Origin of the sequence: Yinghuangia sp. YIM S09857, assembly GCF_051388915.1 — a bacterium.
In the GTDB taxonomy this organism is placed as follows: domain Bacteria; phylum Actinomycetota; class Actinomycetes; order Streptomycetales; family Streptomycetaceae; genus Yinghuangia.
The window spans coordinates 67657-92727 of record NZ_JBPKBH010000003.1; the positions used below are offsets into that span (position 1 = coordinate 67657).

The 25071-nt window shown below is 71.7% G+C and carries 21 protein-coding genes and 1 tRNA gene; 12 read left to right on the forward strand and 10 right to left on the reverse strand.

What is annotated here, in order from left to right:
- Positions 1-399 precede the first annotated feature (399 nt).
- Positions 400-1443, forward strand: coding sequence for a FecCD family ABC transporter permease (locus tag ACRX5S_RS06330; protein ID WP_436771773.1), 1044 nt, complete (start codon positions 400-402; stop codon positions 1441-1443).
- The gene (locus ACRX5S_RS06335) at positions 1440-2474 is read left to right on the forward strand and encodes a FecCD family ABC transporter permease (protein ID WP_436771774.1); all 1035 of its coding nucleotides are present in this window, start codon (positions 1440-1442) and stop codon (positions 2472-2474) included. Before ACRX5S_RS06330 ends, ACRX5S_RS06335 begins: the two co-directional genes overlap by 4 nt.
- A 53-nt stretch (positions 2475-2527) precedes the next feature.
- Here ACRX5S_RS06335 and ACRX5S_RS06340 read toward each other — a convergent pair whose 3' ends face one another.
- Complete coding sequence (locus ACRX5S_RS06340; protein ID WP_436771775.1) at positions 2528-3577, reverse strand: iron-siderophore ABC transporter substrate-binding protein; 1050 nt, start codon at positions 3575-3577, stop codon at positions 2528-2530.
- A gap of 218 nt (positions 3578-3795) precedes the next feature.
- Between ACRX5S_RS06340 and ACRX5S_RS06345 the strand changes: the two genes are divergently transcribed.
- The 3 genes from ACRX5S_RS06345 (at position 3796) to ACRX5S_RS06355 (ending at position 6103) form a co-directional block, all read left to right on the forward strand.
- A tRNA-Lys gene (locus ACRX5S_RS06345) sits at positions 3796-3868 on the forward strand.
- 412 nt (positions 3869-4280) lie between these two features.
- Positions 4281-5045: a DUF4232 domain-containing protein gene (locus ACRX5S_RS06350; RefSeq protein WP_436771776.1), complete on the forward strand. Its 765-nt coding sequence runs from the start codon at positions 4281-4283 to the stop codon at positions 5043-5045.
- Between the two features lie 188 nt (positions 5046-5233).
- A complete protein-coding gene (locus ACRX5S_RS06355; protein ID WP_436771777.1) occupies positions 5234-6103 on the forward strand; it encodes an alpha/beta fold hydrolase in 870 nt (289 codons plus the stop codon).
- A gap of 281 nt (positions 6104-6384) precedes the next feature.
- Here ACRX5S_RS06355 and ACRX5S_RS06360 read toward each other — a convergent pair whose 3' ends face one another.
- Positions 6385-6615: a hypothetical protein gene (locus tag ACRX5S_RS06360; RefSeq protein ID WP_436771778.1), complete on the reverse strand. Its 231-nt coding sequence runs from the start codon at positions 6613-6615 to the stop codon at positions 6385-6387.
- A gap of 275 nt (positions 6616-6890) precedes the next feature.
- Here ACRX5S_RS06360 and ACRX5S_RS06365 point away from each other — a divergent pair, with 275 nt between their 5' ends.
- Positions 6891-7709, forward strand: a complete 819-nt coding sequence (locus ACRX5S_RS06365; protein WP_436771779.1) for an SAM-dependent methyltransferase — start codon at positions 6891-6893, stop codon at positions 7707-7709.
- A gap of 27 nt (positions 7710-7736) precedes the next feature.
- Here ACRX5S_RS06365 and ACRX5S_RS06370 read toward each other — a convergent pair whose 3' ends face one another.
- Positions 7737-9167 carry a hypothetical protein gene (locus ACRX5S_RS06370; protein WP_436771780.1) on the reverse strand — a complete coding sequence of 477 codons (1431 nt, stop codon included), beginning with the start codon at positions 9165-9167 and terminating at the stop codon, positions 7737-7739.
- A gap of 119 nt (positions 9168-9286) precedes the next feature.
- On the opposite strand from ACRX5S_RS06370, the gene ACRX5S_RS06375 reads away from it, so the two are divergent.
- Both ACRX5S_RS06375 and ACRX5S_RS06380 read left to right on the forward strand, forming a co-directional pair.
- Positions 9287-9514, forward strand: coding sequence for a hypothetical protein (locus ACRX5S_RS06375; protein ID WP_436771781.1), 228 nt, complete (start codon positions 9287-9289; stop codon positions 9512-9514).
- A 430-nt stretch (positions 9515-9944) separates the two neighbouring features.
- Positions 9945-10631, forward strand: coding sequence for an AAA family ATPase (locus ACRX5S_RS06380; RefSeq protein WP_436771782.1), 687 nt, complete (start codon positions 9945-9947; stop codon positions 10629-10631).
- Here ACRX5S_RS06380 and ACRX5S_RS06385 read toward each other — a convergent pair.
- The 6 genes from ACRX5S_RS06385 to ACRX5S_RS06410 form a co-directional block, all read right to left on the reverse strand.
- Positions 10618-11832, reverse strand: coding sequence for a cytochrome P450 (locus tag ACRX5S_RS06385; RefSeq protein ID WP_436771783.1), 1215 nt, complete (start codon positions 11830-11832; stop codon positions 10618-10620). The two genes, ACRX5S_RS06380 and ACRX5S_RS06385, sit on opposite strands and share 14 nt — an antisense overlap.
- Positions 11833-11861: 29 nt before the next feature.
- Positions 11862-12455 carry a GTP-binding protein gene (locus ACRX5S_RS06390; RefSeq protein ID WP_436771784.1) on the reverse strand — a complete coding sequence of 198 codons (594 nt, stop codon included), beginning with the start codon at positions 12453-12455 and terminating at the stop codon, positions 11862-11864.
- Positions 12433-12810, reverse strand: coding sequence for a DUF742 domain-containing protein (locus ACRX5S_RS06395; protein WP_436771785.1), 378 nt, complete (start codon positions 12808-12810; stop codon positions 12433-12435). Before ACRX5S_RS06395 ends, ACRX5S_RS06390 begins: the two co-directional genes overlap by 23 nt.
- The gene (locus ACRX5S_RS06400; protein ID WP_436771786.1) at positions 12807-13232 is read right to left on the reverse strand and encodes a roadblock/LC7 domain-containing protein; all 426 of its coding nucleotides are present in this window, start codon (positions 13230-13232) and stop codon (positions 12807-12809) included. The genes ACRX5S_RS06395 and ACRX5S_RS06400 overlap by 4 nt, the downstream gene beginning before the upstream one ends.
- Before the next feature lie 15 nt (positions 13233-13247).
- Positions 13248-15707, reverse strand: coding sequence for a nitrate- and nitrite sensing domain-containing protein (locus tag ACRX5S_RS06405; RefSeq protein ID WP_436771787.1), 2460 nt, complete (start codon positions 15705-15707; stop codon positions 13248-13250).
- A 594-nt stretch (positions 15708-16301) separates the two neighbouring features.
- Positions 16302-16889, reverse strand: coding sequence for a DUF1772 domain-containing protein (locus ACRX5S_RS06410; RefSeq protein ID WP_436771788.1), 588 nt, complete (start codon positions 16887-16889; stop codon positions 16302-16304).
- 399 nt (positions 16890-17288) lie between these two features.
- Between ACRX5S_RS06410 and ACRX5S_RS06415 the strand changes: the two genes are divergently transcribed.
- Positions 17289-19241 carry an ATP-binding cassette domain-containing protein gene (locus tag ACRX5S_RS06415; RefSeq protein ID WP_436771789.1) on the forward strand — a complete coding sequence of 651 codons (1953 nt, stop codon included), beginning with the start codon at positions 17289-17291 and terminating at the stop codon, positions 19239-19241.
- Positions 19242-19446: 205 nt separating this feature from the next.
- On the opposite strand, the gene ACRX5S_RS06420 is transcribed toward ACRX5S_RS06415, so the two are convergent.
- Positions 19447-20934, reverse strand: coding sequence for an MFS transporter (locus ACRX5S_RS06420; protein ID WP_436771790.1), 1488 nt, complete (start codon positions 20932-20934; stop codon positions 19447-19449).
- A gap of 264 nt (positions 20935-21198) precedes the next feature.
- Here ACRX5S_RS06420 and ACRX5S_RS06425 point away from each other — a divergent pair, with 264 nt between their 5' ends.
- The 3 genes from ACRX5S_RS06425 to ACRX5S_RS06435 all read left to right on the forward strand — a co-directional run bounded on the left by ACRX5S_RS06425 (position 21199) and on the right by ACRX5S_RS06435 (position 25012).
- Entirely contained in the window at positions 21199-21504 is a 306-nt protein-coding gene (locus ACRX5S_RS06425; RefSeq protein ID WP_436771791.1) for a putative quinol monooxygenase, read from the forward strand.
- Between the two features lie 224 nt (positions 21505-21728).
- The gene (locus ACRX5S_RS06430) at positions 21729-22460 is read left to right on the forward strand and encodes an ArsR/SmtB family transcription factor (RefSeq protein ID WP_436771792.1); all 732 of its coding nucleotides are present in this window, start codon (positions 21729-21731) and stop codon (positions 22458-22460) included.
- A complete protein-coding gene (locus tag ACRX5S_RS06435; protein WP_436771793.1) occupies positions 22457-25012 on the forward strand; it encodes an FtsX-like permease family protein in 2556 nt (851 codons plus the stop codon). Before ACRX5S_RS06430 ends, ACRX5S_RS06435 begins: the two co-directional genes overlap by 4 nt.
- Positions 25013-25071: the final 59 nt, after the last annotated feature.

Genomic DNA, 25071 nt, shown 5'->3' on the forward strand with positions numbered 1-25071 from the left:
CAGCGGCGCGATCCGCGTCCTAACACACCGTCAGGAGCCGCGCCCGGCCGGGAACCCCGAGCTCCGTCATCTGTCCGCTTTTCCCGGGAAACACCCCCGCCCTTCTCGCGGACGCGTTTGCCGCGACCACACAAGGAGTCACGAAAGTCGGCACCACAACCCGGAATTCCCGACCGCCGCGGAGACCCTCGTACTCCCACTCGCCCAGCCACCGCGCCGCTTGCCAACCACCCACAGTGGCGACCCCGCCACCCACCCGGGCAACCGCACACACCGCCATTGACCGTGATCACAAAATTTGGTTAGCCTCGCCTAACCTGCGGGGCGGGAGGACCGCCCTGCCCCGGCACCAGCACGCTCGCGTGGCCTCGCGCCCAAGTCACCAGCGGGAGGCCCCAGTTGTCCGCCGACGCGTCGGCAATACGTACAGGCTCGGCGGTACGCGCGGGCAATGCCCGCCTCGGCACCGGCCTCGCCGTGGCCGTGGCAGCCCTCCTGCTTCTCTGCCTCGTCAGCATCTGGGTCGGCACCCGCGGGATCTCGTTCACCACCACGTGGCACCTGCTCTGGCACAACGACGGCTCCAAGGCGGCCGTCGTCATCCACGACTACCGCATTCCCCGCACGCTGCTCGGCCTCGTCGTCGGCGCCGCACTGGGCCTCTCCGGCGCGCTGATGCAGGCACTCACCCGCAACCCGCTCGCCGACCCCGGACTGCTCGGGGTGAGCCTCGGCGCCGCGACCGGCGTGGTCATCGCCATCACCTTCGCCGGCATCGGATCCCTGCTCGGGTACGTCTGGTTCGCCCTCGCCGGCGCGGCACTCGCCTCGGCCGCGGTCTACATCCTCGGCTCGTCGGGACGCGGCGCCGCGACCCCGGAACGCCTGGTGGTGGCCGGTGCCGCGATGACCGCCGTGCTGTACGCGTTCAACACCGGCGTCCTGGTCCTCCGCCCGCGCGCCTTCGACGAGTTCCGCTTCTGGACGGTCGGATCGCTGGCCGGGCGCAACACCGAAGTGGTGCTGACCGTACTGCCGTTCATCGCCGTCGGCGGGATGACGGCGCTCCTCCTCACCCGGTCCCTCAACGCGATGGCCCTCGGCGACGAAGTGGGCCGCGGGCTGGGCGTGCGCATCGGCCGCACGCGCGTGCTCAGCGCCGTCGCGGTGATCCTGCTGTGCGGTGCCGCCACGGCGGCGACCGGGCCCATCGGGTTCGTCGGGCTCGCCGTTCCGCACATGGCACGCTTCATCGTCGGCCCCGACCAGCGGTGGGTGCTTGCGTACTCCGTGGTCCTCGCGCCCACCCTGCTGATCGGCTCGGACGTGCTCGGCCGGGTGCTCGCCTCCCCCTCGGAGATCCAAGTGGGCATCGTCACCGCGATCCTCGGCGGCCCGATCTTCATCGCCCTGTGCAGGCGCCGGAAGCTGGTCATGCTGTGAGCGCCGTCATCCGCACGCCCGGCGGACGCATATCGTTGCGCGTCGAGACCCGCCCGGCCATCGTTGCGGCGCTGCTCGCCGCGGTTCTGGTCGTGGTCATGGGCATCACCCTGACCACCGGCGAGTTCGAGCTGACCGTGCCGGAGGTGCTGCGCGCGATTGTCGGACAGGGGGACACGAAGGCCGACTTCGTGGTCAACACCCTGCGCCTGCCGCGGCTGCTCACGGCCGTGCTCGTCGGCGCGGCGCTCGCCGTCAGCGGCGCGATCCTCCAGAGCCTGTCCGGCAATTCGCTCGGCAGCCCGGACGTCATCGGCTTCACCAACGGGTCCGCCACCGGCGCGCTGATCGTCATCATCGTGTTCCAGGGCAGCATGACGGAGACGGCGGTCGGGGCGCTGATCGGTGGGCTGGTGACGGCCGTTGCCATCTACCTGCTGGCGTACACGGGCGGCGCCCCCGGATTCCGGCTCATCGTGATCGGGATCGGCGTCAGTGCGATGCTGCTGGCGCTCAACTCGTACCTGATCACGCGGGCGCGGCTCCAGGACGCGCTGGAGGCGCAGAGCTGGCTCATCGGGACGCTGGGGCACCAGAACTGGGACCAGGTGCGCGCGATCGCGCTCGCGTGCGCCGTCCTCATGCCGACGGGGCTGGCGTACGCGCGCAAAATGTCGATGCTCGAAATGGGCGACGACACCGCGGGCGCCCTCGGCGTCGACGCGCGCCGCGCCCGCCTCGTGCTCCTCGTGGTGAGCGTGGCCCTGGCCGCCGTCGCCACGGCCATGACCGGGCCGATCTGGTTCATCGCCCTGGCCGCCCCGCAACTCGCCCGCCGCCTCGCGCGGCCCACCGGTACCGGCCTGGTCACCGCGGGGCTGATGGGCGCGGTCCTGCTCACCGCGAGCGACCTCGCCGTGCAGCGCGTCTTCGAGCCGTCGATCGTCCCGGTCGGCGTCGCCACGGGGGTCATCGGCGGTCTGTACCTGATGGGGCTGCTTGTCACCGAGACCCGCAAGCACCGCGCCTGACGGGCGCGGTGCTTGCGGGTCTCGGCACCTCTTTCGGGTCGTGTGCCGCCGGGTCAGCCCTTCGCCGTCAGCAGCGGCACGACCTGGTCGATCGCATACGGGATCGACAGGACCGTGTTGAACGAGAAGGCCGCACCGATGTCCGGATTCTCGTACGGGATGAACAGGTCGCGCTTCTCCTGCGCCACCTTCAGCTTCGCGTACAGCGGCTCCGCCTTGATCCGGTCGTTGGCCGAGGTGCTGGACGTCACCCACACCAGGCGGTCGCTGTCGAGCAGATCGAGCTTCTCCGAACTGAACTCGGCGACGTTCGCCCCCGGCTGCGCGTTCTCGTCGATGCGCGGCGCGAGCTTGAAGCCCATCTCCTGGAAGAAGATCGCCTTCGGGTCGGTCTTCGTGAACGCCGCGTACTTCCCGGCCTCGAAGCTGTCCGCGACGATCAGCGTCTGGGACGCGAACTCGGGGTGCTGCTCGCGCACCGTCTTGAAACGCGCCTCGATACCGCCGATCAGCGCGTCCGTCTCAGCCGTCTTGCCCAGCGCCTTGCCGATCTGACGCGTCATCACCTGCCAGGGGGCGGCGTAGTCGTCGTGGCCCTTCGGCTGGGCCACAACGGGGGCGATCTTGCTGAGCGTGTCGTACTGCTCCTGCTTCATGCCGGAGTAGACGGCGATGATCAGGTCGGGATCCAGTTCGAGGATCTTCTCCATGTTGTACTCGTCGCGCTCACCCACGATCTGCGGCGTCGTCGCACCCCACAGGTCCTTGGTCCACGGCCACTTGCCGTACGGCTTCTCCTTGAACCACTCGATGGACCCGACCGGCTTGGCCCCGAGCGCCAGCACCGTGTCGTGGTCCGACAGGCCCAGCGTGACGATCTTCTTCGGCGCCTCCTTGACCTCGGTGCCGCCGTACTTGTGCTCGACGGTCACCGGGAAGACGCCGGTCGCAGCGGCGGCGTTGTCGGCCTTGGGCGCCGTCTCCGCCTTGTCGTCGTCACCCCCGCCGCACGACGACAGCGTGAGCGCCGCGGCGACGGCCACCGCCACGGACGCCAGGCGCTCGAAGAGTCTCGGCCGACCTGTGGAGGTACCTGTGGGCACGGCTGCCCCTTTCGCGCAGGGGGCACCCCGGAACCCGGCCCACCCCAGAGAATTTAGGCAAACCTAACCTAACCAATCCCCCAAACGGAAGATCCACTCCCCTCGCCCCCACCCCACCGCCGCCCGTCCACACAGCACCCCCGGATACTCGAAGCACGTCGGCGGCGTTACCGGTACTCTTCCGATGGGCAATCCCGGCTCCACGCCACCGCCCACCGGGGCCGCTAGCTCAATCGGCAGAGCAGCGGACTTTTAATCCGCGGGTTCAGGGTTCGATCCCCTGGCGGCCCACCCGTAGCGGGACCCGGCGCAGGCGCATGACCTGTGCCGAGGAGATCGCGGTGAGTTTTTCCTCTCGGCCCTCGGCTTCCTGCCGGGGGCCGTCCGCATGCCCCTACGCCGCTCCCGCTGGTGCTGACCGCCATCGGCGTTCGCATCCTCGTCGAGGATGGGCGCGTTCGGTCTGTGGCAGGGCTCGGGTGGACGTTGTTGCTGGTCAGCGGGGTTCTTTTGGGGGCGGACGCTGGGCTGGGCGGGTGGGTCGCGTTGCGTTCTGTGACCATGTCACCGGTTGGTGACAGCGGTGTCGTGGTACGCCGACGCAGGTTCCCGAGGGCGCTGCGGTCGCGACATGGTGATCACGCAAGCACCGGGAGCCCGGCTCCATCCGGGCCTCAACTACCGTGATCCAAGGGGTATTTGCATGTTCGCCAACCGTCGCCGGACCGTCCTCGCCTCCGCAGCCCTCGTCGCCGGCGCCCTGCTGATGACCGCCTGCCAGGAATCGGACTCCGGTGCCGCACAGGGCGCTTCGTCCAACGCCCCGCAGGGCCAGGCGCCCGCCGCGCCTGCCGCGCCCGACACGGCGGCTGCGGCGAACACGGGCGGCGGGCAGGGCGCTTCCGGCCAGGGCAGCCAGGGAGCAAATCCGGGCGGCGCCCCTCAGGGCTCAGGAAAGGACTCCGGCGGGCAAGGCGGCAGCGGAGGGTCGGGGACGAGCACCGGCACCGGCACCGGCACCACGTCGGGCGGCGGTGACGGCAAGGCCGCCAAGTGCCGTACCGACCAACTGAAGACCACCGCGCTCGACAGCACCATCGATGGCGATCCCGACGGCAGCGTCGCAGTCACGTTCAAGAACACCGGCGCGGACTGTGCGATGGCCGGCTACGCGGGCGTCAACCTCAAGACCGACGCGGGTGAGATACCGGCCGAACGCACCGGCCAGGAGCCCGTGTCGATCGTTCTCAAGAGCGGCGAGTCGGTGTCCTTCGGCGTCAACTACCCGGTGGAGACGATGGGTGAGGCCTCCGGACTCCGCATCACCGGCCTGCTGGTGACCCCGCCGGACGAGACCAAGTCCGTCACCGTCAACTGGCCCGGCGCCTCGCGGCTCCCCGTAAAGAGCGGCGGCGCCCCGATCACGGTCGGCCCGATCGGCAGTGCCGGCCAGGGCGGCCCTCAGTAGCCGCACGGCACAGTTCGGTCCCCCTGGCGGCCCGCCCGGACAAGGCGTCCAGATCAGGCTTCTGACCTGGACGTCTTTCGGTGCCGTACCCGGCCCCCGACCCGTCGCCGACCCGGACGGGCGGATCCGGCGCGGAACGGCGCCGCGGGGACCGATGAGTTTCGGGGGCGGAGCCCGTCTACACCAGCATGGAAACTCACACGCTTGAGACAGCCGGCGCGGACCTCGTCTACTACGTCCGGGGGCCGCTGCCGACCGCGGACGGACGTCCGCCGTTGATGATGATCGGGCTGCCCATGGACGCCGGCGGCTTCGCCGCGCTCGCCACGCGCTTCCCCGAGCGGACCGTCGTCACCTACGACCCGCGCGGTCTCGGCCGCAGCACCCGTAAGGACGGTCGGGTCGACCACACGCCGCAGACGCACGCCGACGATGTGCACGCCGTCATCGAGGCCGTCGGGGCGGGGCCGGTCGAGATGTTCGCCAGCAGCGGCGGGGCGGTCACCGGGCTCGCGGTCGTGGCGCGGTACGCCTCGGACGTGACCACTCTGGTGGCGCACGAACCCCCGCTCATCACTCTCACGCCGGACGGACCGGCCGCAGTGCGGGCACGAGCCGCTGTCGGGGAGATCTACGGGAAGCGCGGATGGGGGGCCGGAATGGCCGCGTTCGTGGCCATGACCTCGTGGGAGGGAGAGTTCACCGATGCGTACTTCGCGCAGCCGGAGGCCGATCCCGCCGCATTCGGACTGCCCACGCAAGATGACGGCTCACGTGACGATCCGCTGCTGTCGGACCGGTCGTGGGCGGTCAGCAACTACCGGCCGGACGCCGAGGCGCTCGCCGCCGCGTCGACCCGCATCGTGATCGCCCTGGGCGAGGAGTCCGAAGGCGTGCAGACCGGACGCACCTCCGTCGCGACCGCCGAACTGCTGGGACAACAGGTCACCGTGTTCCCCAGCCACCACGCCGGGTTCTGCGACGGAGAATTCGGATACCCCGGAAAGCCCGACGAGTTCGCACACCGACTGCGCCAAGTCCTTGACGGCACCTCATGACTTGAGGACGCCTCGTGACTTGCGGGCCCCTCGTGACTTGCGGGCACTTCGTGACGGCTCTGGACTTGAGGGCGCCTCGTGACTTGACGGCACCTCATGACTTGAGGGCGGCTCTGGGCTTGAGGGTTCTGGTCCTCCCGATCGATTCGCACGTCAGTGTGGGGGTGGAGTGCCTTGGCGTGGCGCTGGGGCCGCGGCTCGCGTGTGGAGGGCCGTGGAACACATTTGGCGATGGCGGCGAGCCCGCGAGCCTGCCCTGCGGCAGGCACGCGGCGTACTGATCACGTCGGCCGGTTGGCGAACAGTTCCAGATGCCCGCATCTGGCGCATCGGAATGCCTCGATGAAGAACGTGGGCTGCCCTCCGGCCAACTTGACACCGCCCAGTGCGCCCCTCCGCACCTCACCGCTGACCCAGACGGAACAGCCAGTGGCCAACAGGCCGTTGAACGCCGCGACGTACCCCTCGCCCAAGCCGACGTGCCCGCACGACGTGCACTTGTTCTCACTCATCGCAAAAGCGTGCCCGCCGAGCAAATCCGCTGTCCCATGGACTTCCGTCAACCAAGCCCGGAATGTCGCGGGCTCATACCGGCTCGCGGAAGCTCGTCCCGCGCCGCCACACCTCCCGTGCCGAGGTCGATGATCGTGTCAACTTCCCTTCTCACCAAGCGAATTCAGGCTGTTTCACGGGTTCGTCGAACACCGACTACCAGACGGTTAGGATCGCCCCTGAGTGGCCGTCGGCCACGAATCTGCCGTCGTGCGAGGTGAGTCGAGGGGGACGAATGGCCGGACACGATCCGACCGAGGAATGGGTGCCGCGGGGCATCGACGTGAGCGTTCCGAGCGTCGCGCGGGTGTACGACGCGATGCTCGGCGGAAAGAGCAACTTCGCGGCCGACCGGGCCGTCGCGGACAAGATCCGCTCGATCCTGCCGGTCAGCGCCGAAAGTGCCGGAGAGCACCGCGCGCTCCTCGCCCGAGGCGTGCGCTTCCTGGCCGCGCAGGGCATCGACCAGTTCCTGGACCTGGGCTCCGGCCTGCCCACGGTGCAGAACACCCACCAGGTCGCGCAGGCAGCCAATGCCGCGGCACGTGTCGTGTACGTCGACAACGACCCGATGGTGCTGGCACACGGCCGGGCGCTGCTGACCGAAAACTCCGGCACGGCGGTGATCACCGCGGACATCCGGGATCCCGACGACGTGTTCGGCCGCCCCGAGGTCGGCCAACTGATCGATTTGGAACGGCCGTTGGGCCTGATGATGGTCGGCGTGGTGCACCACCTGGGCGACGACGACGATCCGGCGGGGCTGATCAAGCGCTACCTGGACCGCGTCACGCCCGGCAGCCACCTCTTCCTGTCGCACTTCCAGGCCGAACCGCCCGTCACCGACAGGATGGAGCAGATCTTCCTCCAGATGCTCGGCAGCGGCCGCTTCCGGACCACGGCCGAGATCACTGCGTTCTTCGACGGACTCGACCTCGTCGAGGCGGGTGTCGTCGACATCCCGCTGTGGCGCCCCGACAAGCCGCGTACGAGGCCGCCGGCGCCGGACGATCCGAACCGGCTCATCGCTGCCGGTATTGGACGCAAGCCGTAACCCAATACCCGTTCGCCACAGCGGAGTTCAGCGTGTGGCACTGCACGCGGCGACGTCCAAGAGTTCGAGGAGCGTTCCCGGGAAGTCCCGGAGCAGACGAATCCCGACGACCCACGCGTCGGCGCTGTCCAACTGCGCGCGGATCCGGTGGATCAGCGCGCAGGCGGCGGGGTCGTGCGCGAAATCGGGTGACTCGGCAGCGGCACGGAGGATCCCGCTCACGGCCCGGGCAGCGGGCGTGACGGTTTCAGCGATCACCAAAACCTCGGACGCGGAGGGGAGTTGGGTACGGTCGGGCTGTTCCTGCCGTGGACCGCGCGCGACTTCGGCCCCGGACGCGGCCGCGCCACCCCCCGCGGCGGCGACCCGCGCCCGCAGCGCATCGCCCGTCACGCCCGGCATGCGGAGGAGTTCCACGCCGAGTTCCACCAGCACCGGAATCGCCGCGAAGACGAGGACGGCGTTCGGTACCTCTCGGTACGCCAGGTCGGCCAGGTCGGGCGGGCAGTCCGCCCGCGAGGTCAGCACGGCGAACCCCCTGCCGGTGAAGGGAATTCGCGCGTGTTCGGCGCGGATGAGGGACCAGTCGAGCGCACCGCCGCCGAACGCTCCCGGGAACACCCGCCGCGCGTGCTCCGCGAAGTCGCGGTTCCAGGGCTCGTCGGTGTCGTCCGCGTACCGGTCCTCGCGAGCGACCTTCACGTCGTGGTGGCGCAGGCCGACCAACAGCACCCGGGCCGCGAACGCCGCTTCGTCGAGCGGTGGTTCGTCGGAGAGCGGTTGCGAGTGCGCGGCCGGGACGACACGTTCGAGCCATGCCTCGAAGTCATCGGACGCCGGGTCGTCGCCGCACGAGGCGAGGCGGCGGCGGGCGTCCGCTGCCACCGCGGGCGGCAGGACGTTCCACAGGACGCGCAGCGCGTGCGCGGTCAGGACGGGGAAGGGGCTGCGCAGCAGCGGGACGAGGCGGGCGTCCGAATACGTGTCCAGCAGGGTCGCGACGAGCCCGCCCGGTTCGTACCACCGCGCGTCGGCGGGATCGGCGGCGGCGAGGACGGCCAGCCTGAGGGCGAGGATGTCGGCCGTACAGGGGTACTGCACAAGCCCTTCCGGGTCATCCGCCACCGACCACGTGACCGACTCGTACCGAGCGGACACGGCGAGCGCGTCGAACCCGGCGGTGTACAGCTCCACCCCCAGATCGGGTCGGCCCAGCGCGGCGAGGGCGAACGGGACGTCCCGCGGCAGGTGCGGGTTCCGGGCGAGGGCCCGCACCTCGTCGGCGTCGTTGCGCTCCAGCACGTACCGCGTAATCGCCGGTGGCAGACACGGGTCCCGGGCCAGGGCGCCCAGCAGCTCGGGGCGCAGCCGCGCGAGGAGGTCTTCGGCCCACTCGGGATCGGCCAGGCGGTACGCGGCGACCAGCGGCGACATCTGCCGGATCGTCCTTGTCGGCACAGGCGCTCCCCGTCCGCCGCCTCGTCGCACCCCGCACGCGCGGTGCCGCCAGCGTATGCCGCCGCACCGCCCCCGGGGTCCCCGGCCGTGTGTCGGTGGGCACCGCTAGGGTCCGAAGGATGAGCAGTGAAACGATCTCGGACGGGGCGGTCGAAGTGGCCGTCCGCCTCTCCCCCGCGGCCGTCGACCGCGTGCGCGGGCTTATCGGCCTCGGCCTCGCCGCTTCCGTGGAGGACTACGTGGCCGACTCGGTCAGGAACCGCCTCGCCGGCTTCCAGGAGATCAGCGGCGGCACCACCGGTCAGCCGGACGGCGACCCGAGGGAATGGGTGACCCCTAGGCGGTGACACCGGACCGCCGCCCCCGCGGCGGCGGTCCGGCCCGCCCAGCCGGACCGGCGCACTCCGCTGTCGAGGCAGCAGGGCTCCGCACGATCGACCGCCACGGCCCACCCGCGCCCCGTGCTCCGGCCTCGCGCCCGTCTCCACGCCCCCGCACCCACGCGCCCACGCGCCCACGCGCCCACGCCTCAAGAACCCCACGCCGCCCCCACCACACAAGCCGCCCCGGCGACCACCACCACAGCCGTCACGAGGCCACCGACCATCACGGACCCGCCCTACCGTCACGCGCCCACCCCACCCCCGGTCCGGTGATCTCCCGCGTCCCACCCCCTCGCCCTCGAACTGAGCTGCCATCATGAGAGGTTCGAGACAGGTCCGCGGTCCGCCGCGGCGCGGCCCGGAGTGGGACGCTTGTCCAACCGAAGGAGTGGGCGTGCGCCAAGACGCCGGGCCCGCACACCCCGCCGCCCTGCGGCCGGACGGCCTGCACGATCTCCGCGGTACGCCCGTCCCCGCGACCCTCCGCTACGGCCCCGCGGACCTCGTCGTGGTCTCCGGCCTCCCCGGCGCCGGCAAGAGCACGCTGATGGCCCGGTGCGCGCAGGCCACGCTGATCGACTCCCAGCACGTGCGGCAGCGCTATCAGGACCGGATGCCGCCCTGGCTGCCTTACTCCGTGTTCCGCCCGCTCGTCCGCTCCACGCACTACATGCGGCTGCGGGCCGAGTTACAGGCCGCCGGGCCGCTGGTGATCCACGACTGCGGGACGGTTCCGCTGGTGCGGTCCTGGGTCCGGCGCACCGCCCGGCGCCAGGGGCGGCACGTCCACCTGTTGTTCCTCGACGCCGACGCCCGGGCCGCGCGCGGTGGCCAGCGGGCGCGCGGACGCACCGTCTCCGCCCGGGAGTTCGCCCGCCACCGCGCCGTCGCCCAGCGCTCGCTGGACCAACTGCTGGACACCGCCGCGCCGCCGCCCGGCTGGGCGTCCGCGGTACTGCTCGACCGGGTCGGCGCCCGCGACCTGCGGGAGATCGCGTTCCGCCCGCCGCCCGGCAAGACGCTGCCGGTGCCCCGGGAGTCCCGGAACACCGGCAGGGTCCGGCTGGTCAGGGACGGGTGAGCACGTTCACCCGGTCCCAGATGCGCAGGACGTTGTTGAGCACGCGCGTCGGCGGCGCGGCCGGGTCGGGAGCCAGCTCGGGGAAGTGCCGGGCGAGGGCCCCGAAGACGGCGTCGAACTCCATCAGCGCGAGGTGGTTCCCGGCGCACAGGTGCGTTCCGAAACCGAGGGCCAGGTGGTCCGCGGCGTCGGGGCGCCGGATGTCGAACACGTCGGCGTCAGGCCCCCACTTGGCCTCGTCCCGGCCGGAGGAGCCGAACATCAGCCAGACCTGGGCACCTTCGGGGATAGTCGAGTCCCCGATGACAACTTCCCGCATGACGCGGCGGCCGAAGCCCTGGATGGGCGCCTCGTAGCGCAGGGTCTCGCCGAAGAGGGCGTCGTACGCGACCTTCCCGTCCCGCACCAGCTCCCACTGCTCGCGGTCCGAGGTCAGCATCTGCACGGCCGTGGCGATCGCGTGGATGGTGGTGTCCATCCCGGCGGTCGTGTACGCGGCCATCGTCATGACGCACTCGATCTCGGCGATTTCGCCGCGGTCGGCGGCGGCGTGCGCGGCGCCGAGCCAACTGTCCGGGCTGACGTTGTCGCGTGTCGCGACGGTCTGGAGGAACTCGAACATCGCCTGCGCGGCCGGGAGTCCCTCGTACACCCGCTGGTTCGGCGCCGCGAAGGTGTTGAACACCGACTCGACCTGCTTGACCAGCCCGCTGCCGTCGACGTGCGGCAGGCCCATCAGTTCGAGGATGACGCCGGTCACGTACGGTGCCGCGAGGTCGGACACCGCGTCGAAGGAGTCGCGGTCGGCCAGCGACACCACCAATTCGTCCGCCCTGGCGCGCAGGCTGTCCCCGAGGTCGCGGATCGCCCGCGGGGCGAGCTGCTTGGACAGGACGCGGCGCAGGCGGGCGTGCTCCAGACCGTCGGCGGCGAGCACCGAGCCGGCGGTCACCCACTGGTTGCCCTCGGGGTTGAGGTGCAGTCCGTTCACGCTGGAGAACGTGTCGGGGTCGAGCAGCGCGGCCTTGACGGAGTCGTACCGCGGCAGCACCCACGCGTTGGCGCGCTCCGCGTACACCGCGGGGCCCTGGGACCGTAGTTCGGCGTACACCGGGTAGGGGTCGGCCAGCACCTCGTCACCGAACAGGTCGACCGCCGACGAAGGGCCGGTGACGGGCTGGGATATGGCGGAATCGGTCACTGCGTTTCCTTTCACACTGCGGCCGCGTCTCATACTGCGGCCGCGTCGGCGCGCGCGATCAGGCGGTCCATGAGGGTCAACATGACGTCGCGGGCCGACGCCCGCTCCCGGGCGTCGAGCATGAGCACCGGCACGGTGGAGTCGACGAGGTCCAGGGCGTCGCGGATGGCCTGCGGCGAGTGCGTCTGCCTGCCGTCGAAGCAGTTCGCCCCCACCACGAACGGCGTGCCGCGCTTCTCGAAGAAGTCCACGGCGGCGAAACTGTGCTCCAGGCGGCGGGTGTCGACGAGGACCACGGCTCCGAACGCGCCGCGTAGCAGGTCGTCCCACATGAACCAGAAGCGCTCCTGGCCGGGCGTGCCGAACAGGTAGACCACCGCGTCGTCCAGGGTGATCCGGCCGAAGTCCATGGCGACGGTGGTCGCGGTCTTGTTCTCGATGCCGTTCAGGTCGTCCACCCCGACGCCCTCGGCGGTCAGCCGTTCCTCCGTCCGGAGCGGGCGGATCTCGCTGACCGTGCTGACGAACGTGGTCTTCCCGACGCCGAAGCCCCCGGCGATCAGAATCTTGATCTGCTGCACCGCGGGTATCGGGGCGGGGTCATAGCTTGCGGGCAAGGCCATCCCTGACTCGGTAGAGGAGGCGGATGTTGGACGCGTCGGCCCCGGACGCCGCGGGCTGATGGGTGATCAGCCCCTGGGCCAGCAGTTCGCCGAGCATCACGGTCAGCGGGGTCACGAACATGTGGAGGCGCGCGGCGAGTTCCGTCACGATCACGGTGCGGCCGGGCGCGCCGTCGCAGACGGCCAGCACCGCGCGCCACTCGTCCGGCAGCGCACCGGCCGCGTCGTCCGGCACGGCGGCGGCCACCAGCGAGTTCATCGTGATCCGGCTGGACGACGAGGACTGCACGTTGCCGCCGGTGAGGGCGAAGGGCCTGGTACGCCGACCGGGCGGGTGTCCGCGCTGCTCCGTCATGTCGCGGGTGCGTTCGTCCGGGGCTTGGTCCCCATGAAGTCGCCGACGGCCCTGGCGACCCTGAGCACCTCGTACATGACCGCGCCCATGTCGGCCTTTGCTCCGGTGATGACCACGATGGTGCTGCCCTCACCGCAGTTGGTGATGATGAGCGTGCGGTCGGCCATCTTGACGACACTGTGCAGCAGCGGGCCGCCGTCGATGCTGGTGGCCAGCCCGCGGCCGAGGCTCGCGTACCCGGTGCCGGCCGCGGCAAGGTGCTCGACCGTCTCCCGGTCGAAGCCGAACGACGACTTGGGCAGGCCGTCGTCGGACAGCAGGACGGCGCCGATCAGTTCGGGGACGTCGGCCAGGTTCGCGTGCAGCATCCGGTAGACCTGCTCGTCGAAGGGGTCGCTGGTAAGAGGGTCTTCCCTGAACATGGTTAATCCCGTTCCCTATGGCGTCGCCGGGTCGCCCTCGGCGTGTCCTGCCTGGTTGAACTGGCCGGGCTGCTCGGCCTGGTCGAACGCAGCCTGGAGCCCGCGGTACATGTCGCGCGCCGCCTCCGGGGAGTCCGGGTCGTACGGGACGTGCGGAACGGCCCCGGTGTCGTCGCGCAGTTGCGCGGCCAGGTGTTCGCCGCGCGAGCGCTTGGGCAACGGGTCGACGTCGAGCTCGGCGACGGGCGGCGGCAGGCGGTATTCGCCGCTCCCGACGGGCGCCGGGTCGGTGCGCCTCGCGGCTTCGGCCCGCGGCATCGCCTCGGCAGGACGGGGCGCATCGGTCTGGCGCGGCGCGGGCAGCGCCGGGGCCGCCGCGGTCCCGACCGCGCGTACCGGCGCCGCCGCCTGCCGGACCGGCAGCCGCTCGGACGCCGGGGCGGGCCACTCCGAATCGGGGTGCGGGCGGTGCTCCGGCGCCGTCCACGGTCCGGCACCCTCGTGCCGCGTCGGAACCGGCGCCTCGTCGCCGCGCGCGGCCAGGAGGTTGCGCGGTACGAGGACCACGGCGGCGGTGCCGCCGTACACCGAGCGGCGCAGGGTGACGTCGAGTCCGAGGCGGGCGGCCAGGCGGCCGACCACGAACAGGCCGAGCTGCGACGCGTTGTCGGCCATCTCGGCGTACAGCGGGACCTGGCCCAGGCGCTCGTTGAGCAGGTCGTACTGCTCCTGGGTGAGGCCCATGCCGCGGTCCTCGACCTCGACGGTGACGCCGTGCACCGCGGGCTGCGCGCGCACCACGACCTTGTAGTCGGGCGGCGAGTAGCGGGCCGCGTTCTCGATCAACTCGGCGAGCACGTGCGTGAGTTCGCTGGCCGCCGAGGGGATGACGCGCGCGTCGGCGAGGAAGTGCTTCTCGACGCGCTCGTGCCCGGCGGCCTCGCCCGCGGCGTCCATGAGCAGGTTGGCGATGTGCGCCGGCGCCTCGTGCTGGTTGCTGATGACGCCGCCGGACAGCACCTGGAGGTTCTCTATCTGGCGGCGCAGCCGGACCGTCTGGTGGTCGAGGCCGTACAGCCGGGCGATCAGCTCGGGATCGCGGTCGTACACGCGCATGAGGTCGTCGAGCAGCCGGAGTTGGGTGCCGACCAGGACGACCGAGCGCCCGGTGACGCCTTCGGCGAACCGCTCGAAGCCCTGGCGCTCGCGGTACACCAGCTCCGCGCCGTCGGCGGCCTGCCGGGCGAGGGTGGCGACGGCGTCGCCGATCTGCCCGATCTCGTCCTTGGCCCCGGTGGCCGCGGGCAGGTCGGAGGTGTCGACCGCGGAGCCGCGCTGGAGCGAGGTGATGATGTCCGGCAGCCGGTCCCCGGCCAGGTCGAGCGCGTGGCCGCGCAGTTTGTTGGTGCGGCGGATGACGGTGCGGATGGTCACGAGGACGACGCCGACGATGAACAACACGGCCGCGGTGCTGCCGCCGACCAGCCACCACGCGCTGCGGCGCAGGTCGCTGGACTTCTGGAAGGTGTTGTCCAGCAGCCCGATGACGCGGCCGACGTTGAGCCCGGTGAGCTGGCCCGCGAGTTGTTCGCGGGTGGCCTGCCACTGCTGCACGTCCGCGGGCAGGACGACGCCCCCGTTGGCGAGCGTGTGGTTGGCGAGGACGGCGTCCTCGATGGCGGTCTTCCTGCCCCACGCCGGGTTGGCGAGCAGTCCGTCGTAGAGGGCCTTGTCCTTGGCCGGAAGGTACGGCGCGACCCAGGTGCCGTAGACGAACCGCTGCACGCCGACGTTGTGCGCGAAGGCGGCGTACTGCGCGTCGGTGAGCTTGCGCCCGGGGCCCGACAGGGCGATCAGCGCGTCCTCGCGCGACAGTGCCTCGAAGGCGTGCATGAGGCCGACCAGCGGGCGGGTCTCATATGTGAGCTGCCCGTCGTCCATGTTGGACATCTCCTGGTACAGCCGGATCATCTGGTCGACGACGCCGTTGTAGTAGTCCAGGATCTTCTGCGGGTCGCCGGTGCGGGTGTCGGCCAGGCGGCGGTGCTCGTCGAGGCCGGCGAGCTTGTCCTTCACCATGACGACGTAGTCGTAGACGAACCGGTCGGAGGCCGGGAGTTCGGGGCCGGAGAGGCGCATGAAGTCGGCCTCGACCTTGTCGGTGGCCGCGCGCTGCTTCTCCATCTCCTCCTGCGGGACGGGGGTTCCGCCGAGCCGGGCGGCGGTGAGGCGGCGTTCGGACTGTATCTGCTCCATCACCATGTAGCTGGGCAGACCGGCCTTCTCACCGGTGACCGAATCGTCCCGGATGTTGTCGGCCTGTTCGAGCAATCTGACGGCGGTGAAGGCCACTTGGGCGCCGAGGGCGACGGTGACGACGACGGCCAGCAGGATCAGCAGGGTGCGGATGCGGACTACGCGCGGGGGGCGCGCCGACGGCTTGCGGTCTCGGGTCAAGGGTGTGGAAGTCGTCATCGGTCCTCGTGGGCGGTTGGGTGAAGGCCCCTGCGACGGCCACTCGCCTTCCCGCGGCAAGCGCCTGCACCGATTCGGCCGGTGGCGAAGTCCCCCCTCGCCGCCGACCCCGCGCACCCCACAAACGCTTTCGGCGTCGCTGTATTGGTGGCAACAGGCTTGGACAGCACGGTCTCTGACACGCTGTCAGCCCGACAGGCAAGGTCTCGCTCTAGGCTCTGTACACGCGCGTGGCCCTCCCGTTGCTGCGGCGCGTGGGCTCGTGGAGCCTATCGCCGCGTGACGGCAGTGGCCAATGGGTCACAAGTGACTAAACCATCCAGTCTGCACGCGGCCGTCCCAACCGGCGGCGCCCTGTCCCGACCCCGACAACCGTGTCACAGCCGGGGCTTCCGAGCCGTCGACCGAACCTCCGCGCCGACGTCCGGCGATCACAAATCCCCTGGTCAGCAAGGCGGATGCGCCTGTCGGCACGCCGCGGCGAACGCCCGCGACGCGATCCGGACAAGCGCAGGATGGACACCACTTGCGTACGTGACGCAGACGACACCACCGACCAACGCGGCATCGACACCGACTTTTTCCGTTCGGGGTCTAGCGGTCGCCGCGGGGGTACGCGACGGCGCGGCGGTGCAGGCGTACGGCCTTGGCCGCGCACACGAACGCGGCCGTGGAGAGCACCGCGCGCACGCCGTTCCACACGTTCCACGTGGTCTCGAAGTCGGCGCGGACACCGGACGGGTTGGCGTCGCCCTTCGACGCGAGCATCCCGTTCAGCGGCACGTTGATGCCGGACGTGGTGAGTACGCCCGCGGTGTAGAGCAGGAACGCGGCGGCCGTCCACGTGAGCAGCGTGCGATCGCCGCCGCGTTTGCGCAGCTTCCACCAGGCGACGGCGGGGGCGGCCATCGCACCGAGGAACGCGAGGAAGAAGACCGGGTTCTCGATGCCCGCGTTGATGCGCTGCATCGAGTCGACGAAGTCGGCGTCGTCCTTGTCGCCGAGCATCGGCATCACGTAGACGCTGAAGACGATGTACGTCGCGGCCACCGCACCGTTGGAGACCGCGCCCGCGACCAGCCACTTGCCGAGCGGGTCGCGGTTGGACGCGGGCGCGGGCGCGCTCGCAGCCGGGTCGGGGGAGGCGGCGGTGACGGTGGCCGTGCGGTCGTAGGCAGCCATGGGGAACTCCTCGATGGGGAAGGTGGGGTGGGCTCTCGGCGCGGGGCCGCGGACCGTGTTCCCCGGTCCGGTTCCGCCTCCGCTCTCCGTGTCTCCAGACTCCCCCGCCGCCCGGTCCCGAACAACGGCCAGGTCGGCAACCCCGGTTAACCCACGGGTTACCGATCCGCGGGCACTGAGCAGGCGAGGCACAGGAGCACAGCGCCGGGGCGGAGGCAAAGCGCGGGGCGCTCGGAAGCCGGTCGGCCACCGCCCGCAGCACGCCGCGCCGAAGCACGTTTGGTCGAGCGCACGTTCGAGGAAGTCGGCGCGGGGCGCCGTTGCCGTGCTCCCGCGCGCCCTGCCGTCACCCCGTCTGCCCGGACGACCATGGCGTCCCGTCTCGCCCCGGAGGTCCCCATGACGCAGCCCACGCCTGTCCCGGCAACCCCCGCCGTCCCCGCGCAGACTCCCCGCGACCCCAAGTCGGAACCGCCCGAACGCTCCGGCCGGACAAGCGAGTCCGGGCAGGAGCTGCGCTACGTCGGCAACGCGGGCGACACCGACGAGGCGCTGCGGCAGGTGACCACGCGGGCCATGGCCGTACGCCTGCCACGTCTCATCGCCCAGGCCCTGCGCCTCGCCTGGGCCGCCGACCCGCGCGCGTCCGGCGCGCTGCTCGTGTGCCAGGTCCTGGCCGGCGTTCTGGAGGCGTTCGGCCTGCTGGCCACCACGGCGACGATCACCGCGGTCATCTCGTCGGGCGAGATCGGCGAACGCCTCCGCGACGCGGCGCCCTCGCTGACCGTGCTGGCCGCCGCCGTCGGCCTGCGCGCCCTGCTCGGGGTCGCGGTCGTCGCGCTGTCGGCGCGCGTCACCCCGCGGCTGACGCGCGAGGCCGAGACGCTGCTGCTGGACGCCGCCGCGCACGCCGAGTTGGTGGCATACGACCACCCGGGCTTCAACAACCGCTGGGACAGCGCCGACCGGGGCGTTCAGTCGATGCGCGGCCTGATCCCGCAGACCCAGGACGTCATCGCCTCCTGTGCGTCACTCGCCGCGGCGGCGACGGTGCTGACCGTGCTGCACCCGGTGCTGCTGCCCCTGCTGCTGCTCGGCGCGGTGCCGCGCGGACTCGCGGCCGTGCGCGCCGCCCGCATCGAGTACCGGACGACCATCGACACGCTGAACGAACGCCGCATCCTCGGCATGATGCGCTGGCACATCGCCGACAAGCACTGGGCCGACCAACTGCGTTCGAGCACGATCGCGCCGTTCCTGCTGGGCCGCTACCAGCGCGCGTCCGACCGCGTGCAGGAGGTGACGCAGGACGCCGCGTGGCGCGGTGCCAAGGTGGGGGCGCTCGGCGCGGCGGCGGGCGGCGTGGCGGCCGGACTGGTGTGGGGCGCCGTGGTGTTCCTGCTGGCCACCGACCGGATGTCGGTGGCGGCGGCGGGTACCGCGGTGATCGGGTTGCGCACCGTCAGCACCGCGCTGGGCGGCATCGTGGCCTCCGGATCGCGGCTCTACAGCGTGGGGCTCTACCTGGACGACTGGGACCGCTTCCTCAGCGAGGCCGGCGGGCACCGCATGCGGCGGGGTTCGCTGGTGCTCCGGCAGCCGTCCGCGTTCCGCACGGAGGACGCCGGGTTCACGTACCCGGGCAAGGACCGGCCCGCGGTCGAGGGCGTCGACCTCGACGTGCCCGTCGGCAAGATCGTCGCACTGGTCGGCGAGAACGGCTCGGGCAAGTCCACGCTGGCCAAGCTGCTGTGCGGGCTGTACCTGCCGACCCAGGGCCGGGTGACCTGGGACGGGCACGACGTCCGGGACCTGGACCCGCACGAGCTGTGGGCGAGGCTCGGCTATGTGCCGCAGGAGATCGCCCGGTGGCCGCTCCAGGCCGCCGACAACGTCGCGCTCGGCCAGGTACGCGCCGAACACGAGGCCGAACTGACGCGCGCGCTGGCGTACTCCGGCACCGACGAGGTGGTCGCGGAGCTCAAGTTCGGCCTGGACACGCTGCTGGCGCCCGACTACTGGAACGGCACCGGGCTGTCCGGCGGGCAGTGGCAGCGTATGGGCCTGGCCCGGGCGTTCTACCGCGACGCCCGGCTGCTGGTGCTGGACGAGCCGACGTCGGCTCTCGACCCGCGGGCGGAGAACCGGCTGTTCACCGGCCTGCGCGCGCTCGCGAAGGACCGGGCCGTGGTGCTGGTGACACACCGCCTTGCCAACGTCGCGGGGGCCGACGAGATCGTGGTGATGGACCGCGGCCGGGTACGCGAACGCGGGCGTTGCGAGGAGCTGTTGGCGATGCCGCGCGGGACGGGGCTGTTCCGCGAGCTGTGGGAGCTGCAAGGGGAGCGCTGACCGACTCCGCCTGTTCCTCACGGTGTGTCCGGTGAGCGCGCCGCGATCCGCATGGCCCGCTCCCGCCGGGCACCCCCACCCATCCGAAGGAGCCACGGCCCGCCTCTGGGGCGGGCCGTGGCTCCGAAGCGGCGGAACTCCGGGCTACGGCCCGTCATTCCCCGATCGAACGGACTGCTGTCTGCGCAGTGTCCCGGGTTACAGCTCATACGGCCTGCCGCGCGGACCCCGCCGAGTCGACCGAACCGGCCTGGTCGCCGCCGGTCACCTGCGCGTCCGGCGCCTCGGAGGCCGCGCCCCGGTTGCCGCGCAGCGTCACGGCGGCGAGCAGGGCGCCCGCGACCGCGATGACCGCCGCCCCGAGGAATGCCGCCGAGAACCCGTCGGTCAGCGCCGCTGCGTTGCCCAGTTCGTCCGCGCCCTGCGAGGTCGCCAGCGCGGTCATCGCGGCGAGGCCGAGGGCCGAGCCCACCTGGTAGCTGGTGTTCACGATGCCGGACGCCAGGCCGCCTTCCTCCGGGCGGGCACTCGACAGCGCGGTCCCCAGGGAGGGGATGAACGCCAGCGACATGCCGGTCGCGGCGACCAACGACGCGGGCAGCACGTCCACCCAGAACGAGCCGTCGGCGCGCACGAAGGACAGCCAGACCATGCCCGCCGCCAGCAGCGCGAGACCTGACACGACCAGCGGCTTGGGGCCGAACCGTGCGATCAGGCGCGGTGCGACGGTGATCATCATGACCATGATCGCCACGGTCATCGGGAGCAGCGCCGAGCCGCTGGCGAAAGCACCGAGGCCGATCACCTGCTGAAGGTAGAGGTTCAGGAAGAACCACATGGGGATCCAGGCCGCGGCCATCAGGAACTGCGCGACGTTGGCCCCCGCGAGGTTGGCGGCCTTCCAGATGCCCAGGCGCATCAGCGGTTCGCGGCGCCGCGCCTGAATCGCCACGAACAGCGCGACGAGGACCAGTCCGGCGGCGAGCACGAGCAGGGTTTCGGCGGAACCCCAGCCCACCTCGGGCGCGCGGACGATGGCGAAGACGGTGGTGCCCAGTCCCGCGGTGACGGTGGCGGCGCCCAGCCAGTCGACCGAGCCGGAGCGCGCCGGGGTCGCGGGCATCAGGCGCGGGGTGGCCGCGAGGGCGATCAGCGCGACCGGGATGTTGATGTGGAAGACCCAGGGCCAGCTGGCGTATTCGGTGATGACCCCGCCGAGGAAGACACCGGCCGTGCCGCCGGCGGGGGCGGCGGCACCGTACAGCGCGAAGGCCTTGGTCAGTTCCTTGGGGTTCCCGCCGAACAGCATCATCAGCAGGGTCAGTGCCGAGGGCGCGATGAGGGCCGCGCCGACGCCCTGGACGGCGCGTCCGGTCAGCTCCACCCACACGGCGTCGGCGAGGCCCGCGGCCAGCGAGCCGGCGGCGAGGACCAGCCATCCGGCGCTGAAGAGGCGCTTCGCGCCGAACAGGTCGGAGAGGCGGCCGCCGAGGAGGAGCAGGCCGCCGAAGGCGACGACGTACGCGTTGAAGACCCAGGACAGGTTCTCCTGCGAGAAGCCGAGGTCCGACTGCATCTCCGGAAGGGCCACGCCGATGATCGACGTGTCCATGATGACCATGAACTGCGCGGCGGCGATCAACGCCAACGCCTTCCAGCGCCGGGGGTTCGGCGCGGTCTGACTCGCGGACATCGGATTCTCCTCGTCGAGTGCGGGCCCTCTCGCGAGGACCGTGCTCCCGGGCCGGGGGTCGGCGCCGGGTTTTCCCGCATGCCGTGGCGACGGGCACCGCACCCGCGGCGCCCTCGGCACGCCCGAAAACATACCCTAGGGGGGTAGGGTATTAAAAGAGGCGGAACGCAGGTGATCGCTCTTCCGCCCGTCGCCCGCGTGCCGCACCATGACGACCGGGCGCCCCCGCGCCTGACGGACCATCAGCAACGCAGGAGGACGAACATGCTGGTCATCAGCGGTTTCCTGACCTTCCGACCCGAGGACCGCGACGAGATCATCGAGGGCCTTCTCGCGGTCTCGGAGCTCAGCCGCAAGGACCCGGGGTGTGTCGAGTACTGGTGGGCGGAGGAGTTGGAGCGTCCCAACACGTTCCGCTTCTTCGAGGCATGGGAGACGCCGGAGCAGTTCGAGGCGCACCGGGCGATGCCCTACGAGGAGGCGTTCAACGAGCGCTACCTGCCGAAGCTGATCGGCGCCGACGCGAACGTCCACGCGGTCACCGAGCGGAAGTCGGCCATGGGCGGCTGACGCGGATCCGCCGCGCGCCGCACACGACGGGCGCCCGCCTGCCTGAGTCGTCCCGACCGGGACCCCCTCGGCAGGCGGGCGCCCGTCGTGGCGTACGCGGCCGCCGTACGCCCGCCACCCGGCCGGAGAACCGCGCTCCCGGGCGGGGGTAGGGCTGTCCCCCCATCCCGATTCGGGGGCTGGCGCCAGTGCACAGAAACCTGTGCACAAAATACTGTGCACTCATGACCGAGAGCCGCCACGAGTCCCCCGACCAGCACGAAGGCCAGTCCAACGGCCAGTCCCACAGCCAGTCGCACGGCCAGTCCCCCAGCCGGCGGAAAGGCCCCGCCGACTCCCCGGCGCCGGAAGCCACGCGTGAACCGCCCGAGCCGCCCGAGCCGCCCCGCCCCCGCGAGGTCGGCGACCTCGCCGCGCTCAAGACCCTCGCCCACCCTCGCCGCGGACGCATCATCCGGCACCTCACCGCCCACGGCCCCGCGACCTCCGCGAGCCTCGGGCGCGCCCTCGGCCTCAACACCGGCGCGACCAGCTACCACCTGCGCGAACTCGCCCGGCACGGCTTCGTCGAGGAGATCTCCCGCTCCGACGCCCACGGCCGCGAGCGCTGGTGGCGCGCGGTACGCGCCGACCTGCGCTTCCCGCCGCGCAGCCGGCAGACCCCCGAAATGCGCGCCGCCGTGGACGAGATGAACCGGCTGGCGTTCGCCGCCGACATCGAGGCGTTCGTCCGCTACCAGCACGCGACCGGGCCCGGCGACCCCTGGGCCGACGCCGCCCCCTACTCGCGCGGCACCGTGCACGTGACGCCCGACGAACTCGCGGAACTGTTTGAGGAGTTCATCGCCCTGATCAACCGCTACAAACGGGCCGGGGACGCGCTGCCGCCGGGCGCGCGCATCGTCCAGACACGCTTTCTCGCCTTCCCCGCCGACACCCCTGGAGCGGAATCATGATGCTCAGGCTCGCCTGGTCGACCCTGCGTGCCCGGAAGGGCGGGTTCATCGGCGCGTTCACCGCGCTGTTCTGCGCCGCGGCCCTGGTCACCGCGTGCGGCGTGCTGCTGGAGACCGGCCTGCGCGGCGGCATACCCACCGAGCGCTACGCGTCCTCCCCCGTCGTCGTCACCGCCGACCAGAACCTGCACTGGACGAAGCACAAGAAGCGGAAGGAGAAGGTGAAGTCCAAGCCGCTCACCGAGCGCGCCTGGATCGCCGCCGACACCGCGAACCGGCTGTCCGGCGTCCCCGGCGTCGCCGCCATCGTCCCCGAAGTCACCTTCCCGGCAACGGTCTTCACCGCCGACGGCCGCCCGCTCGAAGGCCCGGACGGCGGCCCGTCCTGGGGCCACGGCTGGGACTCCGCCGCACTCACCCCCTTCAACCTGCGCGCCGGAACCGCGCCCGCGACGGACGGCGACGTCGTCCTGGACGCCGAACTTGCCGAGCGCGCCGGGGCGTCCGTCGGCTCGCGGATCACCGTGCAGTCCACCGGAGCACCCGCGACGTACCGCGTCACCGGCGTCGCCGCCCCCGTGGGCCGGGACGGACTCGCCCACCAGTCCGCGCTGTTCTTCTCGTCCGGCGAAGCGGCGCGCCTCGCGGCCCACCCCGGTCAGGTAGCCGCACTCGGCATCCTGACCACACCCGGCGCCGACATAGGGCAGGTCAAGAAGGACCTCAAGACCGCGCTCGCCGACACGACCGCCAAGGTGCGCAGCGGCGACGCGCGCGGCCCGGTCGAGTTCATCGACGCCTCCAAGGCCCGCGTCACCCTGATCAGCCTGGGCGGTGCGCTCGGCGGAACCTCCCTGCTCGTGGCCGTCCTCGTCGTCTCCGGCACCTTCGTCCTGTCCCTCCAGCAGCGCCGCCGCGAGATCGCCCTGCTGCGCGCCGTGGGGGCCACTCCCGCGCAGATCCGCCGCATGGTCGGCCTGGAAGCGGTGTTCGTGGGAGCCGCCGCGGGCGCGCTCGGGGCGTTCGCGGGGCTCGGCCTGTCGCGGTGGCTGCACGACCGCTTCGTCGCCGCCGGGGCCATGCCCAGGACGCTGGAGACCGCGGTCAGCCCGTTCCCAATGATCGCGGCCGTGCTGACCACCGTGCTGGCGGCGTGGGCCGCGGCGCGCATCTCGGCCCGGCGTCCGGCCCGGGTACGCCCGACCGAGGCGCTGGCCGACGCCGCCATCGAGACCGAACGCCTCGGCACGGTCCGCGTCGTCCTGGGCCTGCTGCTCGCCGCCGGGTACGCCGTCCTCCTCGTTGTGCTGCGCAACCTGCACACCGACGCTGCCGCAACTCCCGTGACATTCCTGTCCGTTGTGATGGCCGCGGGGTCGGTCGCGCTGCTCGGCCCGCTCCTGGCCAGGGCCGCGAACGCCGTTCTGGCCGTCCCGATGCGCCTGCTGTCCCCGGTGGGCGGCCGACTCGCCGCGAGCAACAACCGGGCCCGCCTCCAGCGCGTGGCCGCGGTGGTGACGCCGCTGACCCTCGCGGTCGCGATGACGTCCACGATCCTCTTCGTGCAGACCACCACGTCGCACGCCGCGGAGAAGCAGGTCGCGGCCGGCACCGCCAACGCCGACTACGTCCTGGCCTCGCGCGGTCCCGGGGTGCCCGGCGCCGCAGCCGACGCGGTGCGCGCGGTGCCCGGGGTGACCGCGGCGACCGAGGTCGTACGCACGGTGGTGCGCACCGGCCAGGACAAGTTCCCGGCGCAGGGTGTCACCCCCGAGGGCGTCGACCGGGTGCTCGACCTCAAGGCGACCGCGGGAACGCTCGCCGACCTGCGCGACGACACCGTGGCGGTCAGCGAACTGGCCGCGCGCACCAAGGGCGTCGGCGTCGGCGACACGCTGGAGGTGACTCTCGGCGACGGGGTCAAGGTCCGGCCGCGGGTCGTCGCGGTGTACCACCGCGGCCTCGGCTTCGGCGACGTGACCCTGCCCCTCCCGCTGGTCGCGGCCCACGTCGACAACCCGCTGGCCGCACAGGTGTTGGTCCGCACCGACACCCCCGGCACCCGCGCCGCCCTCGACGCGGCGACCGCGTCCTTCCCCGGCGTGCGCGTGCTGGACCGGGACCAGGTCGAGGCCGCGCGAAAGACCCAGCAGGGCACGCAGACCCAGGTCAACTACGTGGCCATGGGCCTCATCATCGCCTTCACGGCGATCGCGATCGTCAACACGCTGATGATGGCGACGTCGGCCCGGGCCCGCGAGTTCGCGCTGATGCGTCTGGTCGGCATGACACGTCGTCAGATCCTCCGCATGCTGCGGTGGGAGACGTTGACGATGGTGCTGTTCGCGACGGTCCTGGGCACGGCGATCGGCTGGGCGACGCTCAGTTCGTACGCGACGGGCATGACCGGCACCGGCACGCCGTACGCCCCGCCGCTCACCTACGGCGCGATCATCGTGGCCGCCGCCGTCCTCGCCTTCGCGGCGACGTCGCTGCCCGCGCGTCTCGCGCTGCGCACCCGCCCCGCGGACGCGATCGGGACGAAGGAGTAGCCGGAGGAGGCGTACCGACCGAAGAACCACCCGTCGGGGGCGGGCCTTTCGAGGCCCGC